Origin of the sequence: Heyndrickxia sp. FSL W8-0423 (assembly GCF_038009395.1) — a bacterium.
Lineage (GTDB): Bacteria > Bacillota > Bacilli > Bacillales > Bacillaceae_C > Heyndrickxia > Heyndrickxia sporothermodurans.
In genome coordinates, this window is the sequence record NZ_JBBPBE010000001.1 from 1975765 (window position 1) to 1995804 (window position 20040).

Here is a 20040-nt window from a genome sequence, read left to right on the forward strand (position 1 = left end):
TTCTAAAAATGGGGTGTTATTACATGTTGGTGAGAGAGATGTACGAGTATAGTTTGCTTTATGAGGATTCTACACTGGCTCATTCCCTATATCATTTATTAGCAGAGAGGAAAATTTCATTAGATGATGATATGTCGGAAATAGACATGGAGCAAGCAAATCATGAGAAAGTAGCGGAATTAGTGAAAAAGAACGTATTGGGGATTCGTAAAATTGGCATTTACTCCTTGAAGATGGATAAGAAGAACTTTGTCTTTATTTATGCCCACAGCGAGGAAGAAGCTATACAGTTCTATCGTAAATCATTTCACAAAAATCCACTGAATTGTCATGAATATTTGCTAGACTTTGAGCTTACTAGAGGGAATGATGTTATTTCGTTTCGGGAGATGAGGAAGGAGTTCGAGCGTTTTCCTGCGGTGGCGGGGTATTATGTGAAGGGGGAGTGATAGAGGGGGGGCGACTCCAATCTTAAGGAAAACTTAAGAACTCATTAGCCAAATTTTTAAGAATTTCCAAGTAAACTAAGTAATAGGAATAATAGTCGTATAATTGGAGGATTTTCAATGAGTAAAGAAACAATCCTTGTAGTGGACGATGAGAAGGAAATAAGGGATCTCATTGCTATCTATTTAAATAATGAAGGCTACAAAGTGATACAGGCAAGCGATGGTGAAGAAGGCCTCGACATTTTAAAAAATCAAGAAGTACATTTAATTGTACTTGATATTATGATGCCTAACATAAATGGGATTCAAATGTGTATGAAGGTAAGAGAAATAGCAGAAATGCCGATTATTATGCTATCTGCGAAGACTCAAGATATGGATAAGATCCTTGGGTTAACAACCGGTGCAGATGACTACGTAATTAAACCATTTAACCCGCTAGAATTGGTAGCTAGAGTTAAATCACAACTTCGCAGGTATATGAAAATGACAGGTGGAATGATGCAAAAGGAAAATGAAATTCAAATTGGCGAAATGCTAATAAATGTCTCAACCCATCAAGTTATTTTAGAGAATCAGGAAATAAAACTAACGCCAAGAGAGTTCTCCATTTTAGAACTTCTTGCCAGAAATCGTGGCCTCGTATTTAGTGCTGACCAAATATATGAAAGTGTATGGAAAGAGCGGTCTTTTCAATCAGATAATACGGTTATGGTACATATTCGGAAAATCCGTGAAAAAATAGAAGAAAACTCGAGAAAACCACGTTATATCAAAACGGTTTGGGGAGTAGGATATAAAATTGAAAAGGAACATTAAATCCATTGCGTTTTTAAAGCGGCCCATTGGAAAAATGATAACCCGTTTACGTCGAAGTATTAGAATTCAGTTAATTACAGCGTTTGTTGCGTGTACATTATTAGGATTTTTAGTATCGAGAATGGTGGCACCAGTATTTGAAAGTATAAATAAAGAGGCAACGATTGATTATAGCAGTAGTATGGAAAGCATTAATTGGCAAGCAAAATTCATAGCAGACACAACAGCGGAAGAAAATACAATAGAAGCCATAAAAACATTTATTAATGATCAAAATGACATTTTAAAGAGAAAGCAAAATGCTTTAAAAGTGCTTGTTACAGATGAGACAGGAAAAGTTTTGTATAAAACAGAGCAAGCACAGGAGGTTCAAATAAATCTGCACGATACGATTGGTAATGTAATGTCATTTTCAATAAACCATCCCGCCTATATAAACGGGGATTCGCAGGGTATACGTAGAGAGTTCATTACGTTTTACCCACTTACAGTTAAAGGCAAGAACTTATATATGTTTGTTAGCGGAATCCCAGAGGGAGATGTAACGTATCATTCAAAAGAAGGTCCGTTTCCGTTATTAATAGGAATCTTTGTTTTCATTTTCTCTTTTTATTATATAACTAAGCGAAAGATGAAACAGATAGAAGCAATGGCGCAAGGTGTAAGAGAGATGGCAAAAGGAAATTTAACTTATCGTATTAAACAAAAAGGGCAGGATGAAATTGCCCTATTAACAGATAGCATAAACCATATGGCCGAGGATCTGATGATTCAACTGGAAAAAGAAAGACAGGTCGAAAAGCGGAAAAACCAATTGATTACAAACGTTTCTCATGACCTTCGAACCCCATTAACATCCATCTTAGGATATTTGCGATTACTACGTGATGGAAACATTAAAAAAAAGGAACAGTATAGGGATTATATTAACATTGTCTATTCGAAGTCGGAGCAATTGCAGAATTTAGTAGAGGATTTGTTTGAGTATACAAAGCTTACAGATGGAAACATGGTCCTAGATCGACAGAATGTGTGCATAAGTAAGTTACTTGATCAATTAATTGACGAAGTAACACCTCAAGCAGATGAGCGAGGGCTCTCCATTGTTAAAAGTTTTCCTCAAGAATCATTATATGCGGCTGTCGATTCGGAACAAACAGTCCGATTGTTCGACAATTTACTGATGAATGCCATTAAATATAGCAAGGATAATGGACATATTCAGGTTTCGCTTGTAAGGCAAGAGCAATATTTACAGGTTACTATCGCCAATCCAAGTGAAGCCTTTACAAAAGAGGAATTGGGAAATTTATTTGAACGCTTTTATAAAAAGGATCATTCAAGAAATAAAGCAGCGGAAGGTTCTGGATTAGGACTCGCCATTGCCAAAGGAATTGCAGAACTGCAAGAAGGAGAAATTTACGCAGAATATCAAAATGGCCTCGTTCAATTTATTGTTTTATTGCCCATAGGTGAAGAGGAGGAATAAAAATCTCAGCAATGGTTTTTTATCTGAATATCTCATGTTCATCCCCAAAGGACCCTTTGTAAGGGTTCTTTTTTTTGCTAAATTTATATGTTTAAGAATACCTTAAGAAATTCCCCCGATTTTTATTAAGAAACCAATTTTATACTTAGGATTATTCAAGGAACATTTTCCTGGATATCCAGCAGGATTCAAAAGAAAAAGAAGGGTGGAGCTAGAAGATGAAAAAACTGAAAAAGTTATTACTTTGGACAAGTGGGATGGTCATTATTGGAATTGGTGCACTATCTCTAATTGGTGAGGAAAATCGTGATAGATTTAATCCATTTATTAAAGAAAAAGATGTGTATGTTCTTGTAGATAAAGAAGGGCAAACCGATCCTAATTTTAAGTATCGTTATATGTTCAAGTTAGATGGAGTAGAGGAATCTGGAAAAGTAGAAGAAATTAAAATAACGTCCTCTGTTAAAAGTTTTCCCAAAAATAGTTATTTGAAAGTCCATGTAAAAGGTAAATATGTTTATGAATACGAGCAAGTAACAGAAGCGAACGTTCCTGAAAAAGTAAAGGAAATTCTAGAAAAGTAATTAGGCAGAGGAGGTACGATGATGAAAAAACTTGTTGTTGATGTTAAAAACGTCCAAAAGGTATATGGAAAAAAAGGAGAAAACCAATCACATGCATTAAGAAAATTATCCTTTTCCATTCAAGAGGGAGAATTTGTTGGAATTATGGGACCATCTGGCTCAGGGAAAACGACATTACTAAATGTCATTTCAACATTAGATAAAGCGACAAATGGCACGATTGAAATTGTCGGACGAGATATTACAAAAATGAAGCAAAATGAGCTATCTGATTTTCGGTTGCAAAAATTAGGGTTTATATTCCAAGACTTTAATTTACTTGAAAACTTGACGGTGTATGAGAATATAGCGTTACCCCTCTCACTTCAAAGTGTCTCATCAGGAGAGATCGGCTCAAAAGTGGAAAAAGTAGCGACTATCCTAGGAATTTCCGCTATTCTTGCTAAGTATCCATCAGAGATTTCGGGTGGACAAAAACAACGAACCGCGGCTGCGCGCGCGATTGTTCATAACCCAGCCATGATCTTAGCAGATGAACCGACCGGGGCACTCGATTCGAAAAACGCAACAAGTCTATTACATGCGCTCGTCGATCTGAACGAAAAACAGGATGTATCAATCTTAATGGTTACGCACGATGTGTATAGTGCAAGCTATTGTCAACGTATTTTATTCATTCGTGACGGAGAATTGTATAAAGAAATTTATCGCAGTGGAACACGTGAAATGTTTTACAAAGAAATATTAGACGTGCTAGCAGGTTTGGATGGTGGAGGTTTACAATGATATTTAAACTCTCCATTTCAGGATTAAAAAGCAAGCTAAGGGACTACATAGTGTTACTTGCCGGGCTAGTAATGTCCATAGCTATTTTTTATATGTTTCAAACATTAGCTCTTAATAAGGCCTTTCTTGAAGCAAATGCTACTATTAAATCAATTGGCTATGTTTTTCAAACAGGTTCCGCTTTACTTGCAATCATTACTTTTTTCTATATTTTTTATGCAAATTCTTTCTTGCTGTCTCTTCGTCGGAAAGAGTTTGGAATGTATATGACATTAGGGGCAAAAAAGCATAAAGTTATATTGCTTATGTTTATCGAAACAATGGTTACCGGTTTAGCATCCCTAGTAATTGGAATTATAGTAGGGGCTGGCCTTACACTGGGAATTAGCAAGCTACTGATGAAACAGCTTGAATTTACCGCAGCTGGATATCATGCGATCTATATACCATCAATGACCGTTACTTTTATTTTCTTTATTATGTTATTTATATTATCTGCTATCATGAACGGTGTAAAATTATCGCGGAACACGGTTCTGCAACTTGTTCAAGGAAATACGTACGCTGATGCTGTGATAATAAAAGGGAAAAGGGCAGCCGTAATTGCTTTATTCTCAGTAATCTTGTTAGGGATAGGCTATCTATCCATGTTTTACTTAAATAAATTGAAGGGATCCGGACTCCTGATTGCGGCGCTTTTAACAACAGCCGGAACATATTTATTCTTCGCTTCGGCTTTTCCGTTTATTGTAAAGAAATTTAAGAAGAGCAGTGCAAAAGGTTTGAATGCTTTTACATTTGCCCAACTAACTTTCCGTATTAATGGTTTAACAAAAATGTTAGCTACAGTAGCCATGCTGATTGCTCTCGGGGCAGGAGCCATTTCAGGAGGAATGGCCTTTAAAAATAATGTCATTAAATCTACAGACAGTTATGAAATATATGATTCTGTAATTATGAATCCAACAACAAAAGAGAGGGAAATCTTAAATGGTATTCCTTTTGAGGAAAAAAGTGAATATCGATATAAAATGGACAATCACTACTTTTATTTTGTAAAAGAAGATTTAGTAAAAAATCCTCCATTAATCCCTATTGGAGACAGTGAGGAAGATACAGACAAACGAAAGCGTGTTTCCGAAGACCTGCCCGTAGGTGCTGTGTCAGGGTATAGGCAAGAATCGAACCAAAATACAGAGATGGTCCCTGAAGAATGGCAAACGGCTTTTATCAGTATGCAGCCAATCTATATAGATAAGCCCATAAAAATTATCAATGTAAAAATGTACGATCAGTTAGAAGGTAAAAAAGGCATCATTTTTATTGGTAAAACAGATAATTTCGTTGCACATATAAAAGAATGGAAAAAGCTTAATGAATTACAGTTAGCTAAATATAAAGAAATTAGTGCGGATCCTTCGTTAAGTAAATATGAAATTTATAATGAGTTTTATACGGTTGCTAGTGGTATGGTATTTATGGGGTTCTTCTTAGGAATAGCCTTCTTGGCGATGATGGCAAGCTGTTTAATGTTTAAAATTCTAGCCGGTGCAACAACGGATATTTCGCGTTATGAAATGCTTCGAAAAATGGGTGTTCGTCGTAAATTATTAACTAAATCAATTTATAAAGAGCTATCCATCGTATTTTCAGCCCCAGCTATTGTAGGTTTGGCCCATGTATTAATTGGTATGAACATTTTTGACTTTATTTTAATTGACCCGTATTACCATATTTGGCTACCGATTATTATTTTTCTTTTCGTTTACACAGGTTATTATCTTGTAACAGTTCATTTATATAAAAGGATTATTTTACCGAAATAAGTATAGCCCGTTTTGACGCGCTATTGAAGCAGGTGCAAGGCATTGGAACCTGAAGAGAACATGTTAATCACCTGCTTTATAGTGTGAGATCAGAAAATGTCATCTCCTATAGTAATGGTTTTTGTAAAAAAGTTTTGCAAGGTACAAAAAAAGCTCAACTAAATAGGAATCAGTTGAGCATGAAATTCGATATATTTTATTTGAATTTTTTAGTTTAACATCAAGCTCCTATTTGATATTATCGTCATCATTCTAAGAATTACCACTACCTCTAAGAGGATTGTCAGTAGTATTAAAAAAATATTATCTACATATACAACTAAAATAATTACTGGGATCGTCAGCATACTTATAATAGCAGTAATGATGGTTGCTTTACTCTGTTTAACTACTTCCATATCATTACTCCATGTATAGGATGGAAAGTACAAGTTGACTAAAAAACCAACCACACTAATTAGAAGTAACGTGGAGAACATCAATGCAAGCATCGTTATTAAGTAAGGTATGCTCACATGAAATACGGTATAAAGCACAATGACAGTTAATGCCATACCAGGTAGAAATAAAAGTTTATTTACTAGTACTTTTGCTACTGCAATTTTAGTAATACGGATAGGAGCTACCAACATAACCCAAATACTTTTTCCTTCGAATGAAAGGCTACAAGAAGTTGTGGTTGTAAGCATGAGAAATATAAAAGTTATCATGGTAAATATATGTTGAGCTGTGATCGTAAATCCGATTACATCATAAGAAAAGGAATGAAGATTTGGTATGACTCCAATTAGAATACATATATTTAATGCGATCATCCCAACAGGAGTTAATAGTGTATTACTTACATACGTGAGGGAAGAAAAATACAATTTAAATTCCTTCCTCAATAACGCAATAATGGGTGTATTTACAGTCCAAGCTGCATTCATATTTCTTCTTTTTAGCTTTTTGATTTTTTGATCTTTAAGGAAATGATGAAAATAATGTAATACAGAGATTGTTAGCGTTGTTGTAACGATCGTAATAATAAATAACAAAACAAGATTCAATATAAAGTGAAATTCTGTTATTTCATACATCGAATATCGAAAAATAGAAGCGTTGATAAACCATTCTTTATAATCGACGGATTCTGAGTTAAATATAAAATAAATCAGCGGTGCTATAAAAATACCTAAGGAAAGGATGGATTCTGTTACATTGTTACGGAACTTAATCAGCGATAAGAAGTTTCGTACCAACAATGAAATTAAAAAAGTCAGATTGGTTGCTAGTAATGGAATGACGAAACTTAAGATTATTAAAACCAAAAAGATGACGATAAAGTAAATGTTTAAAAAAGAGAGCGTTAAAATATACCCAAACATCAACACGATAAAGGTTAAAATGATATGAATTGTATACTTACTCAATAATGGAAGCAGTTTAGCTTCCCAGCTTTTTATAGGTAAGCTAAAAATAAAATCACTATCTTTGCCATCTATCACATCATCAAATCCGCTAAGATTGTTCCATATGCCAAAAATCCAAAACAATAAAGATGAGAGTAAAACAAAAAAAGCTGCCATGGTATTATTTGCATTTAAATCGATGGCAATAAACAGTATATAACCTAAAAACATTAAAAAAGCGGCAATGTAACCCGATATGGTGTAAATAGCGTATTTACGTACTTCTTTATTTGAGCTATTCAAATTAGAAAGCTTCATTTGATTTTCCAGGCGAAATAAAAATAATAACTTAAGTTTATGCATTGGATGTCACATCCCTAAATAGTTCATTTAACGATGTGTCTTTGATAATGTTTTCCATGGTATCATTTACAACTACTTCTCCTTTATTTAAAATCACCACTTTATTACAAACTTTTTCGGCGACCTCAAGCACATGGGTAGAATATAAAATGATTGCTCCTTCTTTTGCTCTCTTTTTCATTTCATTAATCAAAAAATAAGTGGCGTTGGGATCTAAACCGACAAATGGTTCATCTAAAATAATGAGTTTTGGATTATGCATGAATAACGAAATGAGAACGAGTCTTTGTTTCATTCCGTGGGAATAACTAGATACCAGCTCATGAATCGCACTTTCAAATTCTAATTCTTTTAGTAAATAAGCTAAGTTTTTATCTCGTTCTTTATCATCCAATTGATAAAGAGACGCAATAAGTTCAATATAGTCTTTTCCAGTCATGTTATTGTATAGCGTAGGGGTATCAGGAGAATAGCCAATCATTGCTTTAAACTGTTCGGGATCATCTTTTAGCTTTGTATCAAACAGTTTTACTTCCCCTTCATCAAAGGCGTGTATGCCAACAATCGCTTTAATCGTTGTCGTTTTTCCAGCACCATTTGCTCCAATAAATCCACAGATGTCTCCTTCATGCAATGCTAAGGATAAATTTTTTACTCCTTTATCTGAACCTTTATATGTTTTACTTAAGTTTTTAATAGCTAACATGCTCTAATCCTCCTAAACCTGATTAATGAACAACTTGGCTGTAAAAATATTGATTATAATATAGATGATTGGTGCAATGAGTAACAGGAAGTTGGCGCTGCCTGTTTGAAGAAGCAGGCTTTCTGCTAAGTTCAGTACACCGCTTGGCAGGAATAAAGAAAATGTTTCATTGATATTTCCTAGTAACAGGAAAACCATCGATAATAAAATCGTTGCGACACCAATAAACAACGAACTTTTTATCATCGTACTGAACAACACCGCTAAACTGATGACGAAAAGAATCCATACACTGTAAAATACAAGGAACAATAAGAAATCCGTGATAGAATAATAGTCAAAAAGATAAATCGTATAAAAATAGGAAACTATGGAACCTATTGCAATACAGGCCATGCTGATTAACCAGTTTCCAAATAGTTTGGAGCTGATATATTCTAAACTGGATACAGGCCTGGTAAAGATAAAGCCTTGAACACCACTGTTTTTTTCATTGGCTATCATCCCCATAAAACTGATAATGAGTACAATTAAGCCGATTTGATTAAATTGACCAGAAAAAGTTGCCAATAACACTTCATTGGCTAGTGGGTCGGGGGCATTTGGATCAATCATAATCCCGTCAATACCGCCAACGTTTTTAAGAATAAACTCCATATATTTATCAATTAACGGCTGTGTTACACCAAGGATGGTAAAGAATAAAGTCAACCAGATAAATTTAATATTCCTTACAGCTTCTAACAACTCTACTTTTAATAGGATAGATATATTTCTCATACTTCGGACACCAACTCTAAAAATATTTTTTCTAAATCCTTTTTCTCATATGCTAGAGAATTGATCTGGATATTTTGTTGTTCCAATTCTTTGATAAGCTGAGAAAAAATGATCGGTTCATTACTCGTGACTGAAAATTGGCCAGTTTTTATCTCTTCCCATTCGTAGGTTTTACTTAATTTCATGGTTGATGTAATGGTTTCGTCTGTATTAACCTGAAAGTATACTTGTTTCCTATTTACCGTTTCATCTTGATTGGTTATGTTTCCAATAATTTTTCCGCTTTTTATAATAATGTAGCGGTCACAGAACTCACTGGCATCATCTAAAATATGTGTAGATATGAGAACAGTCGTATATGATTTCAGTTTTTTGATTAAGTTCTTGATTTCATTTCTGCCAACTGGGTCAAGTGCAGAAACAGGCTCATCTAAGATTAAAAGCTTGGGACGATGAAGAATCGCTTGAGCAATGCCTAACCGCTGTTTCATTCCTCCCGATAATTCTTCCACTCTGTATTTGTTTTTGTCTTTCAGACCTACATCTGTCAAAATCTCATTGATATTGTCATTCAGATAATCTTTACTTAAACCAGATAAGCTGCCAAAAAATCGTAAGGATTCTTCACAAGTCATCCACTGTTTAAAATCTGTGTGCTGTGACAAGTAACCAATATCGTTCTTGAAATTTAAAATGTCTTTGCCAAGAAAGGTAATTTTTCCGCTCTCATAACGGATGATGCCAGTCATACATTTAAGCAACGTGGTTTTCCCCGCTCCGTTTGGCCCTAATAGACCAATACACTCTCCTTCTGCGATATCAAAACTAATATCCTTTAATATTTTTTTACCTCTAAAAGATTTATTCACCTTATGAATGGCGATCATTCTTTAACATTCTCCTTCCAATAATCAGATACAGTATGGGCCCAAGCGTGTTGAGCAGTACGATGACAATCGCCCAAACGATTGGGTAATTTACAATGTTTCTACGATGATACAAATCAAATAATGCGACAGCTAAAAGTATGACGTGTAAAGCCAAAATTGGAATGACTAATGGTAAAATTGCGCCCCAATCCAAATCAAATAAGACACTAATATCAGTGTTCATAAAGGTAACCTCCTTATAATTATCATTATTGATAACGATAATTATAATGTACATTTCATCAAAAATCAATTATTATTAGTAGTAAGGAGTGAAAGCTATGGATTTTAAATTATTTAAAAATCAAATACGTTTTAAAATAGCATTAGAACTGATTGATAAAGAAGAAGGATTATCCATCATGCAATTAAACGAATTATTAGAAGATGTGCCACAAGCTACATTGTATAGACATATGAATTCGATGTATGAAGATGGATTGGTGAAGGTTGTAAACACAAGAAAAACACGTTCAGGAGAAGAAAAATTTTACGCAATAAACACAGAAACGTATAAAATTGATGAGGAAGAATGGAATCAAGCAAGCTATGATGAAAAGGTGAATTTTGTAACTTTCTATTTCATGTACATTCTACAATCCTACAAAAGTTACCACGAAGTCATGAAGGGAAAAAAGGATCAATCTACTTTCTCCATTGCGAAGTTACATTTAGATGAGTCTAAATTTAAAGATTTCCAGTCAGAACTTAATGCTTTATTTAATAAATATTATGATGAATCGCAAAATGATAGTAGTAAAGAGCGAACAGTCTCGTTAGTTATTATACCGTGAAAATAGGTTGTGATTGAAAAAAATAGGACGAAAAATGGGAGTACTTGATTTCCAAGAAAAAACACTTTATCATTATCACTATTGATAAACAACGTCTGCCTTCAAACTATAGGAGACTTTAACTAGTCTTTCTTGTAATTCTGCAAAGTAAAATAAGAGCTATCTTAAGAAGTCTGACTTTTAATTAATTTTAATATTTCACTGGCACGTGTTCCTCCGAAATCTGCCACGAGGAAGATACGTCTTCTTCTTTGAGGAAGCGTGGGCTTTCCCCAATATCGGGCATCCAGGACGCGCTAGAATATATCAACATTATTCCCTCGGACCATTCCAGCTTTTTCCCAGTCTCCAGAAGCAGGCATTGGAATTTCGGTATTTGTGAACGACTCCAGCACGGCTTTAAAATCCAACCTGTTGTTTGATGAAAAAGCTCCCATGACGTTTTCCCAAACAGCGATAACTGGATATGTCCCATTCGTTGCACACCTCATCTCCTCAAATTTAATACAACATAATTTACCCAAGCATTTTCGAATGGTTGGGCGTTTGGGTTGCCGATCTTGTACATACATCCATCAGAACTGACATTTTTCTTTAATCAAGACTGTTGCGCGGAAGAGAAGCTCTTCAAAGTAAACTTGAATAACTTTGATAAAAAGATATCTGATAAAGTGAAAAGTTATTTGGATGAAAATGTTAAATTTTCGACTGAAGAAAGCGATAGAATTCATCTGAAAATTCAACAAGGTTATCACAAATTAAGAAAGTTTAATCCGTTATATTGGACAGTTTTAGCCTCCGCTGCAACTATTTTTCTCATATTAAGCTTATCTTTTCTAAAAGGTTCAATTGGTTTAAACAACCATCATGATTTACAAGGTTCTGGCAATGAAAATTTCTCCTTATCTGAGGGGGAAGAATTAGCAGTAGATATGTCTAATGAGATTATTTATACTCATCAATACAACATCAGTACGAGAGTAATCAAAAAAACTACACAACAGCCATCAAACTTGTATAGTCCTATAAATATCGAAACACCTGGTTACAATGAGCAATATGATAAATATTTCGATTTACTATATCTCACGGGTGACAATATTGTAGAATTGGATAATTCGTTTATATATCTACGAAAATATAGAATTGAGTGTGTTAGGGGCGGCATGATGTAATAAGCGCCCGAAACCATAACTTTTTAGATGTGATGGCCTTGTACTATGATTGATTAGATTCTTTTATTAAAATTTTTTCTCCATGGTGGCTTCCCGTTTTTTCGCTTTCTTCATACATCTTTGGCAAAGGAATTTAGTATTCATTGCAGATATTTAAAAATACAGGGATGATGAGTCGTATTAAATGAAATAAATGTTAGTCTAGAATATTGAGTTAAGGAAATTGCAATTATTCCAGCGGTGAATTCCGGATCAATGAAGAAAGCGTAATCCCTAATCAAGGAATATGCTTATTTTTTTGCCTTTATATAAATTTTATAGTTTTCAAAAACTTCTTTTCACATCAAATAAACGTTGCACAATGCTTTAAGTGTGTATATAATGTTTATATAGTATATATACATTATATGAAGAATGAGGATTTGAATTCAGTTAGAACTCATAACATGAATCTAGCAAATACCATTAGTATATTTTTAATTATTTCAAGTACGCTTCCAAAAAATAAGAAAGAAGGATAGGCATGCAAATAATTATTTCTAACAGTTCAAAGGAGCCGATTTATGAACAAATTACGAATCAAATTAAATCGTTAATTTTAGCAGGTGAACTTCAGGAGGGCACGTCTTTACCTTCTATGCGTAATCTCGCAAAGGATTTACAAATTAGTGTAATCACGACGAAACGTGCCTATGAAGAATTGGAGAAGGCGGGCTTTATCTATTCCATTGTCGGAAAAGGTTCATTTGTCGCAGAGCAAAATTTAGAGGTTATAAAAGAGAAGAAGCTGAAGGTCATTGAAGAGCAGTTGAATGCAGTCATAACGAATAGCAGGGAAATCGGTCTGTCACTTGATGAGCTCCAGCAATTATTGAAGATTTTATACGAGGAGTGAAATGAATGGAAAATGTGGTGGAATTAAAGAATGTAACGAAAACATTCAAAGATTTTTCCGTTAAAAATATTAATCTACAGGTGAAGCAAGGCTTTGTAACGGGCTTCATTGGAGCGAATGGAGCTGGTAAGTCGACAACGATAAAAATGATGATGAATCTATTAAAGCCGGATGCCGGGGAGGTTAGGCTTTTCGGATTGGATTACAAGAAACATGAAAAGGAGATTAAGGAGCGCATTGGGTTTGTATACGATGGCAATGTATTTTTTGAAGGGCTGAACTTAAAAGATATAAAGCGCATTATTTCACCAGCTTACAAACACTGGGATAATACATTATTTTATCAATATATTGAGCAATTCGAATTACCACTTAATAAAACGATGAAAACTTTCTCAAAAGGGATGCAAATGAAGGCATCATTGGCGATAGCTCTATCTCATCATGCAGAGCTAATCATTATGGATGAGCCAACAGCAGGCTTAGACCCTGTATTTAGACGAGAGTTGCTGAATCTTTTACAAGAATTAATGGTTGATGATCATCGTACCATTTTCTTCTCTACACACATTACAACTGATTTAGATCGTATTGCAGATTATATTGCTTTTATACAGAGAGGGAAATTAGTATTTAATAAGTCCATTCATGATGTAGCTGAAGACTATGCGCTCGTTAAAGGAGGAATAGAACTTCTAGATAGAGACACGGAAAAGGCGTTTGTTCATGTTCATCGTGCCTCAACTGGATTCGAAGCATTAACGGATAATATAAAAGCAGTGAAAAATATTTTCGGGGACTCGGTTGTCATTGAACAAGCATCACTGGAAGATATCATGTATTACTCCAATCAAAGGAGGCATACAGCATGTTCAATTTAATCAGACGTGATGTCATATTACAGAAAAGGCAGCTATTAATCTTTATTCCTTTTATCCTATTCTTTATCATTATGGACGCTCATCCAGCTTTGACTTTTCTCGTTGCCAGTATTTTTATTCCCTTTAACACATATGCTTACGATGAAAAAGTTGAGACAAACATATTATTAAATTCCTTGCCTTATACACGTACGGAAATTATCGCATCCCGCTATGTTGGTGCTATCGTTTATATGGTGTTATCCATTGGGGTAACGAGTCTAGCATTATTTGTTTTCAATAAACCTTTTACGATGACTGATATTGCAATTGGCGGAGGCTTATTCTTAGTATTTGCTGCGTTTACCTTTCCATTATTTTATATATTTAAACCAGGCTATATTACAACGGTTGTAATCATTAGCTTTCTTCTTTTAGCAGGTATAGGACCGCCTATTGTGAGGTTTTTAGGGAAACATTTTACAGCAATTACTGATTTTATTCTCAATTTATCCATATCGTCTTTATATACGGGAGCGGCAGTTGTCATCATGACCCTCTATGCTGTTTCTTGGGTAGTAACCAATATCATTTACCAGCGCAAAGCATTTTAACTGACTTGCATAATTGGAACTAACTTTTAAAAACGTATCTCAAAGATTGTAAGAGTAAATGCGGCAACATCTTAAAGTGATATCTTTTAAACTACTGCATATGAGCTTTAAACGCTTATTTTTCAATGTTTGAAGGAAATCTGTCGAAACATGAAAGAATCCTTGTGTTTTATCCTAAAAGGCGCTTGACAATCAGAAAGCCGATTGTTAGTTTAAAGTTAACAAAACCCACAACGCCTCTTAACAATGCGGACCAATGTGGGTCATTTTTTTATACTAGCATGTAAGTTAATAGTTTAGAACGTGGATGCCCCGAAAGAAGAAATGATAGCCCGTTCAGTTACAGTGGAGCGAGTTTCGTTATTGACTTGTTTGGATTAAACTTATATGAAAATTTAAACAGATGAGTGGTCAGGAGCACTGGAGGTATAATAAATGTTATTCAAAAGAAAGCCGAAAATAAATGAGCAAACAATTAAAGAACTCGTGCAGAAACTGGAAACAACGTATATGAATAAGGATTTCGAACAATTGCAGGAAATGTTTCATCCGGACCATCGCGAAATCTCCTTTTTAAATCACTTTTCCCTCATGATGAATTTTCAAATCTACAATAGTACGTCCGAAATTCTCCACCTCGAAATACTGGATATGAATGAGGAGGAGGCAACTTTTACATATACGCGGAAGCATATGTATACATGTGTGAAGGAAGAGGATGAAAACGGAACAAACCCGAACAATATTTCAAGTTATTATGTACAAATTAAGGTAGAAGGTAAAACGATTTGGATCATGAAATATGCAAGATATAGTGAACTGTTTTTGGACCTAGATGGAAAAATTCTGCCGGGAGAAAAGGCGGTTGTACCTCCAGGGGCCGAATACTTTGACAATATGAAGCGTTTTATTGATGTCATTCAGTTGGAGCATTTAAAGCCGGCTACTTATCTTTTATACGGCGATAGTGAGTTCATCGGCTATTATCCCGAAAAGGAGCGTTATTCATATCGGACATCAGAAAAGCTTACTTTCGATTACTTTCTAGAGATGGAAGCTGCCTCGATTAAAGAGCATACAAAAAGCTTCATTGAGGGAAACACACTAGAGTATAGTGATATTCTAGAGGAAGAAGAGGATTACTCCATCATTGAAATAAAAACGGAGGGCAGTTCCGGATTGCAGCATGAATTGATCTTGAGCATGCTTGCCCCGGACGGCTTCATTATGGTACGTTTTCTGAAAACGAAAAACGCTCCAATTGAGGAGAAGTTGCGTCGGCAACTGATTAAACAGATGCAAATTGCTGCGACAAAGCTTGACGTTTCAGTTTGACCGGCCGTTATATTTTTATTGCCTTAGTTGAACGTGAAATGGATAATGAGTAAACTCATTATGGAGGAAATTCTCCTTTTTTGTAGAAAGAGAATGGTAGGAAAGTAAAGGACAAAACCCTATGAGGTGAGATAGAATGTTTGAACAAATTGATCAGAAAAAGGCTCTTCTTGATGCAAGTCGACCTTTACCAAAGTATACATTAAGTAGTTTACGCGAAAAGTTATTGCTTGAATGGACATATAACACAAATGCAATCGAAGGGAACACCTTAACTATAAATGAAACGAAAATAGTTCTTGAAGGGATTACAGTTGGTGGGAAAACGATGCGTGAACACTTAGAAGTAATTAATCATCGTAATGCGATTTTTTATGTAGAAGAAATTGTCCAAAATAAAGAACCCTTTTCAGAATGGCAGATTAAAAATTTGCATCGGCTTGTATTAAAAGGCATCGATGATGAATATGCGGGTGTATATCGAGATCAGCAAGTATTTATTTCAGGTGCAAAACATAGACCGCCAGCTCCATTCCTTATAAAGGATCAAATGGAGCAGCTTATAAATTGGTATGAACAAGAAGCGAAACAAATGCATCCGGTTACTCGTGGTGCAATGTTACACGCTATTTTTGTCGGAATACATCCTTTTATCGATGGGAATGGTCGTACTTCCCGTTTATTGTTAAATTTGGAACTCATGAAAGAGGGCTACCCACCTGTCGTTATCAAGGTAGAAAATCGCTTAAAATATTACGAAGCATTAGATAAAGCACATACCCAAAAGGATTATGATGATTTTATTCAGTTGGTCGCAAAAGAGGCGGAAGATTCGTTAGATTTATATTTAAGTGCAATATAAAAAATAGATTTAATAAATATATTACTAGAGGAAATGATGTGATTTCGTTTCGCGATATGAGGAAAGAATTTAATTGTTTTCCTGCTGTTGTGGGGTATTTTGTGAAGTAGTAGAAATTAGGGGGTGTTCGACTTTAATCATCTCGTTAGCAAATATACCTTACAAAAGTTTTTGTTTATATGGCGGGAAATTCAATACAGGCATGATGTAATATCGCCCTCAATCCTCTAAAAATTAATGAGGTGGTTATAAATGACTGCTGATGAAATCATGAAAGCAATTGAAGAAATGGATAATAGGGAACGGATTAAATTACTCAATATGTTATTTGATAATTATTTTGATAGCAGACCTCCTAATGAACAAATAATAAAAGAAAAAGAGGAAATATTTTGGGGTAAAGAAGATGAGTAAAACACAGCAGGCGTGGAGAGGGATGGACAGTAGAGTTAAATGGAAAGAGAAGACCTGTCGTTATAGTCGTTTTCCCGTTTAATCATGTGGTGAATTTGCATACTTAATTGTGACTTAAAATATCTCCAAGATTTAACCAGGAAATCGGTATTTCCATCTCTCCAATTTCGATTTTTCCAAAATTACCGTGGCAATCAGAACCTGCTGTAATTAACAAGCCGAGTTCTTTGCAAATGGACAGGCAATCTTCTGTGACTTCATGAGAATGCGTTGGATAATAGCACTCAATGCCATCAATCCCTAAATTAATTAATCTAGTTATTTCTCTCTTAAAATCGTTCCTTTCAGTAACATTTATTACTCTTCCAGGATGAGCAAGAATTGCCTTCCCGCCTGCACTGTGAATATGATTACATACCATGCTAACAGAGGGAAATTCAATGCAGTCAAATGATAGTTCATACTTTGAATAGAATGCAAAACCTGCTGTCAAGCTGCTGGTAATCCCCTTTTCCACAAAATAATGCAATGCCTTCCAACCACCGTTTTTTCGGTCATAATTATAATTTAAGTATTCCTCTAGAGATATGTTATTGTATTCCCTTTGCATCCTTTCTATGAGTCGCTCATCTAAAGACTCAAAAAGCAATCTGTTTTTTTTAGTAAATTCTCTAAACCTTTCATTATTTAAATCCATTCCATAACCCAATATATGCAGATTTTTCCCTCTATCTAATGCGTCCAGTTCTACACCAGATATTAACAATAGTTCTTTTTTATTATTTAGCTTTTGTATTTCTCTTGAACCTTCTAGCACATTGTGGTCAGTAATCGCTATTAAACCTAACCCTTTCTCTACTGCTTTAGCTATAATTTCTTCGGGAGACATCGTTCCATCGGAAAATATAGAGTGAATATGTAAATCAGCAATTTTATGATTCATTTTCATATCAGCTCCGTAACAAATTTATATAAATCAACATTCGCCATTGAGGATAATATTCCCTTCCTATGTAACAAAAGCAAGGAAGGCATCCTGACCGTTATCTTAACAAGGATGAGCAGAAAGCCGAAGTTTGGTGTTTGTGTCGGTCACAGTAAACAGGCACGATTTTACAGAATTACCCGAACGAGAAAGCCCACTCCTTTAGGGGTGGGATGAGAGAGAGGTCAGATTCGAAGTGCCACGAAAACAGAAGTTTTTTGGTCCTTCAAGTATCTAAAAAAATCGTAAAAACATGGGCATGTCCCTTGTTTTTTTATATTCAAAATAATATAATTATAGAAACATATGTTCGAATTGGAGGTGTTCACAAATGGCAAAAACATCTTCACCGAGTTTCGTATTATCGTTAGAGTTAAAGAAAAACCCTCTTTTATTTTCCGTAGCTTTTGATGAATTAGAAATTTGTAGAGTAATATACAATACGGTATTGGGCAAGTATTTAAAATTAGAAAAACAAATGAAACGGGAAAAACGTTATAAAAAACTTATTCGTCAATTAAAAGCTGTTTCGAAAAAATTAGAGAAAAATGAACAAAATAAAGCTTTGATAAAAGATAAAAAACATATTCAAGATGAATTAAAAACATTAAGAGAGAAATACCACCTAACGGAATATTCCTCTCACGTATGGGTGAAGCCGGTTCGTGAACACTTCGGAAGCAAAGTTAATTCAGCTGTTGCTCAAAAAATAGCGACGAGAGCCTGGCATACTTTTAGCAGAAAATTGTTCGGGAAAGCTAAAAAAGTTCGTTTCATTCAAAAGCATGAAATGGATAGTTTTGAGGGCAAAACCAACAAAACAGGGTGGAGATACATCGATGGAAATATCGTATATAAAGATTTACAATCGCCATTAATCGTGAGAAAGAAAGACCAGTACGCTTTAGAAATCATTCGTCATTTAAAAATGAAAACAGAGTTTTCTTATAAAGTAACCTCTGAAGGTGATACAAAAACTGTTCAGGATTTTTATCATGTCAAATATGTTCGTATCGTCAAGAAAGAAATTCGGGGAAAGGTGCGTTTATTTGCTGATCTAGTCATTGCTGGTTATCCACCGACAAAAAACAGAAAACTTGGTAAAGGAAAAGTAGGCTTAGATATTGGTATCTCCACCGTCGCTGTTTCAGCTTTAACGAAAGTTTCATTGGTAAATTTAGCCGAGCAAGTAAAAGAGATATCCCGTGAAATTACGCTAACCCAAAGAAAGATGAACCGTTCAATGCGTGCCACAAATCCACAAAACTTTCATTTTGATGGGACCATCAAAAAGGGTAAGAAATACTGGGTGTTTTCACCCCGTTATAAAAAGCTTCGCGCGAAGTTAAAAGAGTTCCATCGGAAACAAGTGGTTATTCGAACAGTATCTCATCGAACATTAGCGAACAGACTGTTAGAATTAGGCGATACTTTCTATATTGAAACAATGAATTTTAAAGCACTGCAAAAGCGGAAAAAGGAAACTGAAGTTTCTGTAAAGACTGGTAAATATAAACGTAAAAAGAGGTTTGGAAAATCACTAGGACATCGAGCACCGGCAATGTTTGTTTCTATATTAGAAGAAAAGGTAAAACGTCTTGGAGGTTCATTTATTAAAGTTAATACTCATAAATTTAAGGCCAGTCAGTATTGTCACGTACGAGATAATTATATTAAAAAAGCTTTGTCACAACGTTGGCATCAGATAGATGAAAACACGAAAATTCAAAGGGATTTATATTCGGCATTTTTGTTAATGAACTCAAACGCATCTGGAACGAAAGCCAATCGAAAACGTTGTCACGAAACGTTTCCTATATTTCAAAATCTACACGATTTTGCAATAAAAGAGATTATAAGTCAAAAAAAGATGATCTTTAATTCAGGCATCATCCTAAATAATTAAGTGAATTTAAATTTGCGGTTTGATACAACCGAACTCGTGAGAGCCGAAAGATGTTGTCGTTAATGGAAACGAATGTTT

Annotated in this window: 22 protein-coding genes; 15 read left to right on the forward strand and 7 right to left on the reverse strand. The window is 34.8% G+C overall.

The features are described from left to right. Positions 1 to 23: 23 nt before the first annotated feature. From MKY81_RS09985 to MKY81_RS10010, 6 genes are all read left to right on the forward strand, one after another. The gene (locus tag MKY81_RS09985; protein WP_341117671.1) at positions 24 to 449 is read left to right on the forward strand and encodes a hypothetical protein; all 426 of its coding nucleotides are present in this window, start codon (positions 24 to 26) and stop codon (positions 447 to 449) included. 117 nt (positions 450 to 566) lie between these two features. Next, the gene (locus MKY81_RS09990) at positions 567 to 1268 is read left to right on the forward strand and encodes a response regulator transcription factor (RefSeq protein ID WP_341117672.1); all 702 of its coding nucleotides are present in this window, start codon (positions 567 to 569) and stop codon (positions 1266 to 1268) included. Between the two features lie 34 nt (positions 1269 to 1302). Then, positions 1303 to 2757 carry a sensor histidine kinase gene (locus tag MKY81_RS09995; protein ID WP_341118766.1) on the forward strand — a complete coding sequence of 485 codons (1455 nt, stop codon included), beginning with the start codon at positions 1303 to 1305 and terminating at the stop codon, positions 2755 to 2757. Positions 2758 to 2975: 218 nt separating this feature from the next. After that, on the forward strand, positions 2976 to 3341 hold the full coding sequence (locus tag MKY81_RS10000) for a YxeA family protein (RefSeq protein WP_341117673.1): 366 nt from the start codon (positions 2976 to 2978) through the stop codon (positions 3339 to 3341). Between the two features lie 21 nt (positions 3342 to 3362). Continuing rightward, on the forward strand, positions 3363 to 4127 hold the full coding sequence (locus MKY81_RS10005; protein ID WP_341117674.1) for an ABC transporter ATP-binding protein: 765 nt from the start codon (positions 3363 to 3365) through the stop codon (positions 4125 to 4127). Further along, positions 4124 to 5953, forward strand: coding sequence for an FtsX-like permease family protein (locus MKY81_RS10010; protein ID WP_341117675.1), 1830 nt, complete (start codon positions 4124 to 4126; stop codon positions 5951 to 5953). The genes MKY81_RS10005 and MKY81_RS10010 overlap by 4 nt, the downstream gene beginning before the upstream one ends. 209 nt (positions 5954 to 6162) lie before the next feature. Here the strand turns inward: MKY81_RS10010 and MKY81_RS10015 are convergent, their stop codons facing one another. The 5 genes from MKY81_RS10015 to MKY81_RS10035 are packed head-to-tail and all read right to left on the reverse strand — an operon-like array spanning position 6163 to position 10306. Then, positions 6163 to 7707 carry a hypothetical protein gene (locus MKY81_RS10015; protein WP_341117676.1) on the reverse strand — a complete coding sequence of 515 codons (1545 nt, stop codon included), beginning with the start codon at positions 7705 to 7707 and terminating at the stop codon, positions 6163 to 6165. Beyond that, a complete protein-coding gene (locus MKY81_RS10020) occupies positions 7700 to 8413 on the reverse strand; it encodes an ABC transporter ATP-binding protein (RefSeq protein ID WP_341117677.1) in 714 nt (237 codons plus the stop codon). Before MKY81_RS10020 ends, MKY81_RS10015 begins: the two co-directional genes overlap by 8 nt. 12 nt (positions 8414 to 8425) lie before the next feature. Continuing rightward, entirely contained in the window at positions 8426 to 9193 is a 768-nt protein-coding gene (locus MKY81_RS10025; RefSeq protein ID WP_341117678.1) for a hypothetical protein, read from the reverse strand. After that, complete coding sequence (locus MKY81_RS10030) at positions 9190 to 10080, reverse strand: ABC transporter ATP-binding protein (protein WP_341117679.1); 891 nt, start codon at positions 10078 to 10080, stop codon at positions 9190 to 9192. Before MKY81_RS10030 ends, MKY81_RS10025 begins: the two co-directional genes overlap by 4 nt. Continuing rightward, positions 10064 to 10306 carry a PLDc N-terminal domain-containing protein gene (locus MKY81_RS10035; protein WP_341117680.1) on the reverse strand — a complete coding sequence of 81 codons (243 nt, stop codon included), beginning with the start codon at positions 10304 to 10306 and terminating at the stop codon, positions 10064 to 10066. The genes MKY81_RS10030 and MKY81_RS10035 overlap by 17 nt, the downstream gene beginning before the upstream one ends. Positions 10307 to 10403: 97 nt before the next feature. On the opposite strand from MKY81_RS10035, the gene MKY81_RS10040 reads away from it, so the two are divergent. Next, positions 10404 to 10916, forward strand: coding sequence for a helix-turn-helix domain-containing protein (locus MKY81_RS10040; RefSeq protein ID WP_341117681.1), 513 nt, complete (start codon positions 10404 to 10406; stop codon positions 10914 to 10916). Between the two features lie 296 nt (positions 10917 to 11212). Here the strand turns inward: MKY81_RS10040 and MKY81_RS10045 are convergent, their stop codons facing one another. After that, positions 11213 to 11407, reverse strand: a complete 195-nt coding sequence (locus tag MKY81_RS10045; protein ID WP_341117682.1) for a hypothetical protein — start codon at positions 11405 to 11407, stop codon at positions 11213 to 11215. A gap of 147 nt (positions 11408 to 11554) precedes the next feature. On the opposite strand from MKY81_RS10045, the gene MKY81_RS10050 reads away from it, so the two are divergent. The 7 genes from MKY81_RS10050 (at position 11555) to MKY81_RS10080 (ending at position 17071) form a co-directional block, all read left to right on the forward strand. Further along, entirely contained in the window at positions 11555 to 12091 is a 537-nt protein-coding gene (locus tag MKY81_RS10050) for a hypothetical protein (protein ID WP_341117683.1), read from the forward strand. A 523-nt stretch (positions 12092 to 12614) separates the two neighbouring features. Next, positions 12615 to 12986 carry a GntR family transcriptional regulator gene (locus MKY81_RS10055; protein WP_325949673.1) on the forward strand — a complete coding sequence of 124 codons (372 nt, stop codon included), beginning with the start codon at positions 12615 to 12617 and terminating at the stop codon, positions 12984 to 12986. A gap of 5 nt (positions 12987 to 12991) precedes the next feature. Continuing rightward, entirely contained in the window at positions 12992 to 13867 is an 876-nt protein-coding gene (locus tag MKY81_RS10060) for an ABC transporter ATP-binding protein (protein WP_108073379.1), read from the forward strand. Beyond that, positions 13855 to 14460 carry an ABC-2 transporter permease gene (locus MKY81_RS10065; protein WP_108073377.1) on the forward strand — a complete coding sequence of 202 codons (606 nt, stop codon included), beginning with the start codon at positions 13855 to 13857 and terminating at the stop codon, positions 14458 to 14460. Before MKY81_RS10060 ends, MKY81_RS10065 begins: the two co-directional genes overlap by 13 nt. Positions 14461 to 14895: 435 nt before the next feature. Then, positions 14896 to 15795 (forward strand): hypothetical protein, encoded by a 900-nt coding sequence (locus tag MKY81_RS10070; protein ID WP_108073375.1) that lies wholly within the window; start codon positions 14896 to 14898, stop codon positions 15793 to 15795. Positions 15796 to 15931: 136 nt separating this feature from the next. After that, positions 15932 to 16657, forward strand: a complete 726-nt coding sequence (locus tag MKY81_RS10075; RefSeq protein WP_341117684.1) for a Fic family protein — start codon at positions 15932 to 15934, stop codon at positions 16655 to 16657. 252 nt (positions 16658 to 16909) lie between these two features. Beyond that, positions 16910 to 17071: a hypothetical protein gene (locus MKY81_RS10080; RefSeq protein ID WP_181294713.1), complete on the forward strand. Its 162-nt coding sequence runs from the start codon at positions 16910 to 16912 to the stop codon at positions 17069 to 17071. 103 nt (positions 17072 to 17174) lie between these two features. Here MKY81_RS10080 and MKY81_RS10085 read toward each other — a convergent pair whose 3' ends face one another. Further along, positions 17175 to 18020: a PHP domain-containing protein gene (locus MKY81_RS10085; RefSeq protein ID WP_108073371.1), complete on the reverse strand. Its 846-nt coding sequence runs from the start codon at positions 18018 to 18020 to the stop codon at positions 17175 to 17177. Positions 18021 to 18387: 367 nt separating this feature from the next. Here MKY81_RS10085 and MKY81_RS10090 point away from each other — a divergent pair, with 367 nt between their 5' ends. After that, entirely contained in the window at positions 18388 to 19962 is a 1575-nt protein-coding gene (locus MKY81_RS10090; protein WP_328018627.1) for a hypothetical protein, read from the forward strand. Positions 19963 to 20040: the final 78 nt, after the last annotated feature.

What these genes read in the sequence shown, in the direction of transcription:
- MKY81_RS10000 (WP_341117673.1), top strand. Translation starts at nt 2,976, where the DNA reads ATGAAAAAACTGAAAAAGTTATTACTTTGGACAAGTGGGATGGTCATT.
- MKY81_RS10060 (WP_108073379.1), top strand. Translation starts at nt 12,992, where the DNA reads ATGGAAAATGTGGTGGAATTAAAGAATGTAACGAAAACATTCAAAGAT.
- MKY81_RS10070 (WP_108073375.1), top strand. Translation starts at nt 14,896, where the DNA reads ATGTTATTCAAAAGAAAGCCGAAAATAAATGAGCAAACAATTAAAGAA.
- MKY81_RS10035 (WP_341117680.1), bottom strand. Translation starts at nt 10,306, where the DNA reads ATGAACACTGATATTAGTGTCTTATTTGATTTGGATTGGGGCGCAATT.
- MKY81_RS09985 (WP_341117671.1), top strand. Translation starts at nt 24, where the DNA reads ATGTTGGTGAGAGAGATGTACGAGTATAGTTTGCTTTATGAGGATTCT.
- MKY81_RS10080 (WP_181294713.1), top strand. Translation starts at nt 16,910, where the DNA reads ATGACTGCTGATGAAATCATGAAAGCAATTGAAGAAATGGATAATAGG.
- MKY81_RS10025 (WP_341117678.1), bottom strand. Translation starts at nt 9,193, where the DNA reads ATGAGAAATATATCTATCCTATTAAAAGTAGAGTTGTTAGAAGCTGTA.
- MKY81_RS10040 (WP_341117681.1), top strand. Translation starts at nt 10,404, where the DNA reads ATGGATTTTAAATTATTTAAAAATCAAATACGTTTTAAAATAGCATTA.
- MKY81_RS10010 (WP_341117675.1), top strand. Translation starts at nt 4,124, where the DNA reads ATGATATTTAAACTCTCCATTTCAGGATTAAAAAGCAAGCTAAGGGAC.
- MKY81_RS10030 (WP_341117679.1), bottom strand. Translation starts at nt 10,080, where the DNA reads ATGATCGCCATTCATAAGGTGAATAAATCTTTTAGAGGTAAAAAAATA.
- MKY81_RS10085 (WP_108073371.1), bottom strand. Translation starts at nt 18,020, where the DNA reads ATGAAAATGAATCATAAAATTGCTGATTTACATATTCACTCTATATTT.
- MKY81_RS10075 (WP_341117684.1), top strand. Translation starts at nt 15,932, where the DNA reads ATGTTTGAACAAATTGATCAGAAAAAGGCTCTTCTTGATGCAAGTCGA.
- MKY81_RS10065 (WP_108073377.1), top strand. Translation starts at nt 13,855, where the DNA reads ATGTTCAATTTAATCAGACGTGATGTCATATTACAGAAAAGGCAGCTA.
- MKY81_RS09995 (WP_341118766.1), top strand. Translation starts at nt 1,303, where the DNA reads ATGATAACCCGTTTACGTCGAAGTATTAGAATTCAGTTAATTACAGCG.
- MKY81_RS10090 (WP_328018627.1), top strand. Translation starts at nt 18,388, where the DNA reads ATGGCAAAAACATCTTCACCGAGTTTCGTATTATCGTTAGAGTTAAAG.
- MKY81_RS10020 (WP_341117677.1), bottom strand. Translation starts at nt 8,413, where the DNA reads ATGTTAGCTATTAAAAACTTAAGTAAAACATATAAAGGTTCAGATAAA.
- MKY81_RS10045 (WP_341117682.1), bottom strand. Translation starts at nt 11,407, where the DNA reads ATGAGGTGTGCAACGAATGGGACATATCCAGTTATCGCTGTTTGGGAA.
- MKY81_RS10005 (WP_341117674.1), top strand. Translation starts at nt 3,363, where the DNA reads ATGAAAAAACTTGTTGTTGATGTTAAAAACGTCCAAAAGGTATATGGA.
- MKY81_RS10015 (WP_341117676.1), bottom strand. Translation starts at nt 7,707, where the DNA reads ATGCATAAACTTAAGTTATTATTTTTATTTCGCCTGGAAAATCAAATG.
- MKY81_RS10055 (WP_325949673.1), top strand. Translation starts at nt 12,615, where the DNA reads ATGCAAATAATTATTTCTAACAGTTCAAAGGAGCCGATTTATGAACAA.
- MKY81_RS09990 (WP_341117672.1), top strand. Translation starts at nt 567, where the DNA reads ATGAGTAAAGAAACAATCCTTGTAGTGGACGATGAGAAGGAAATAAGG.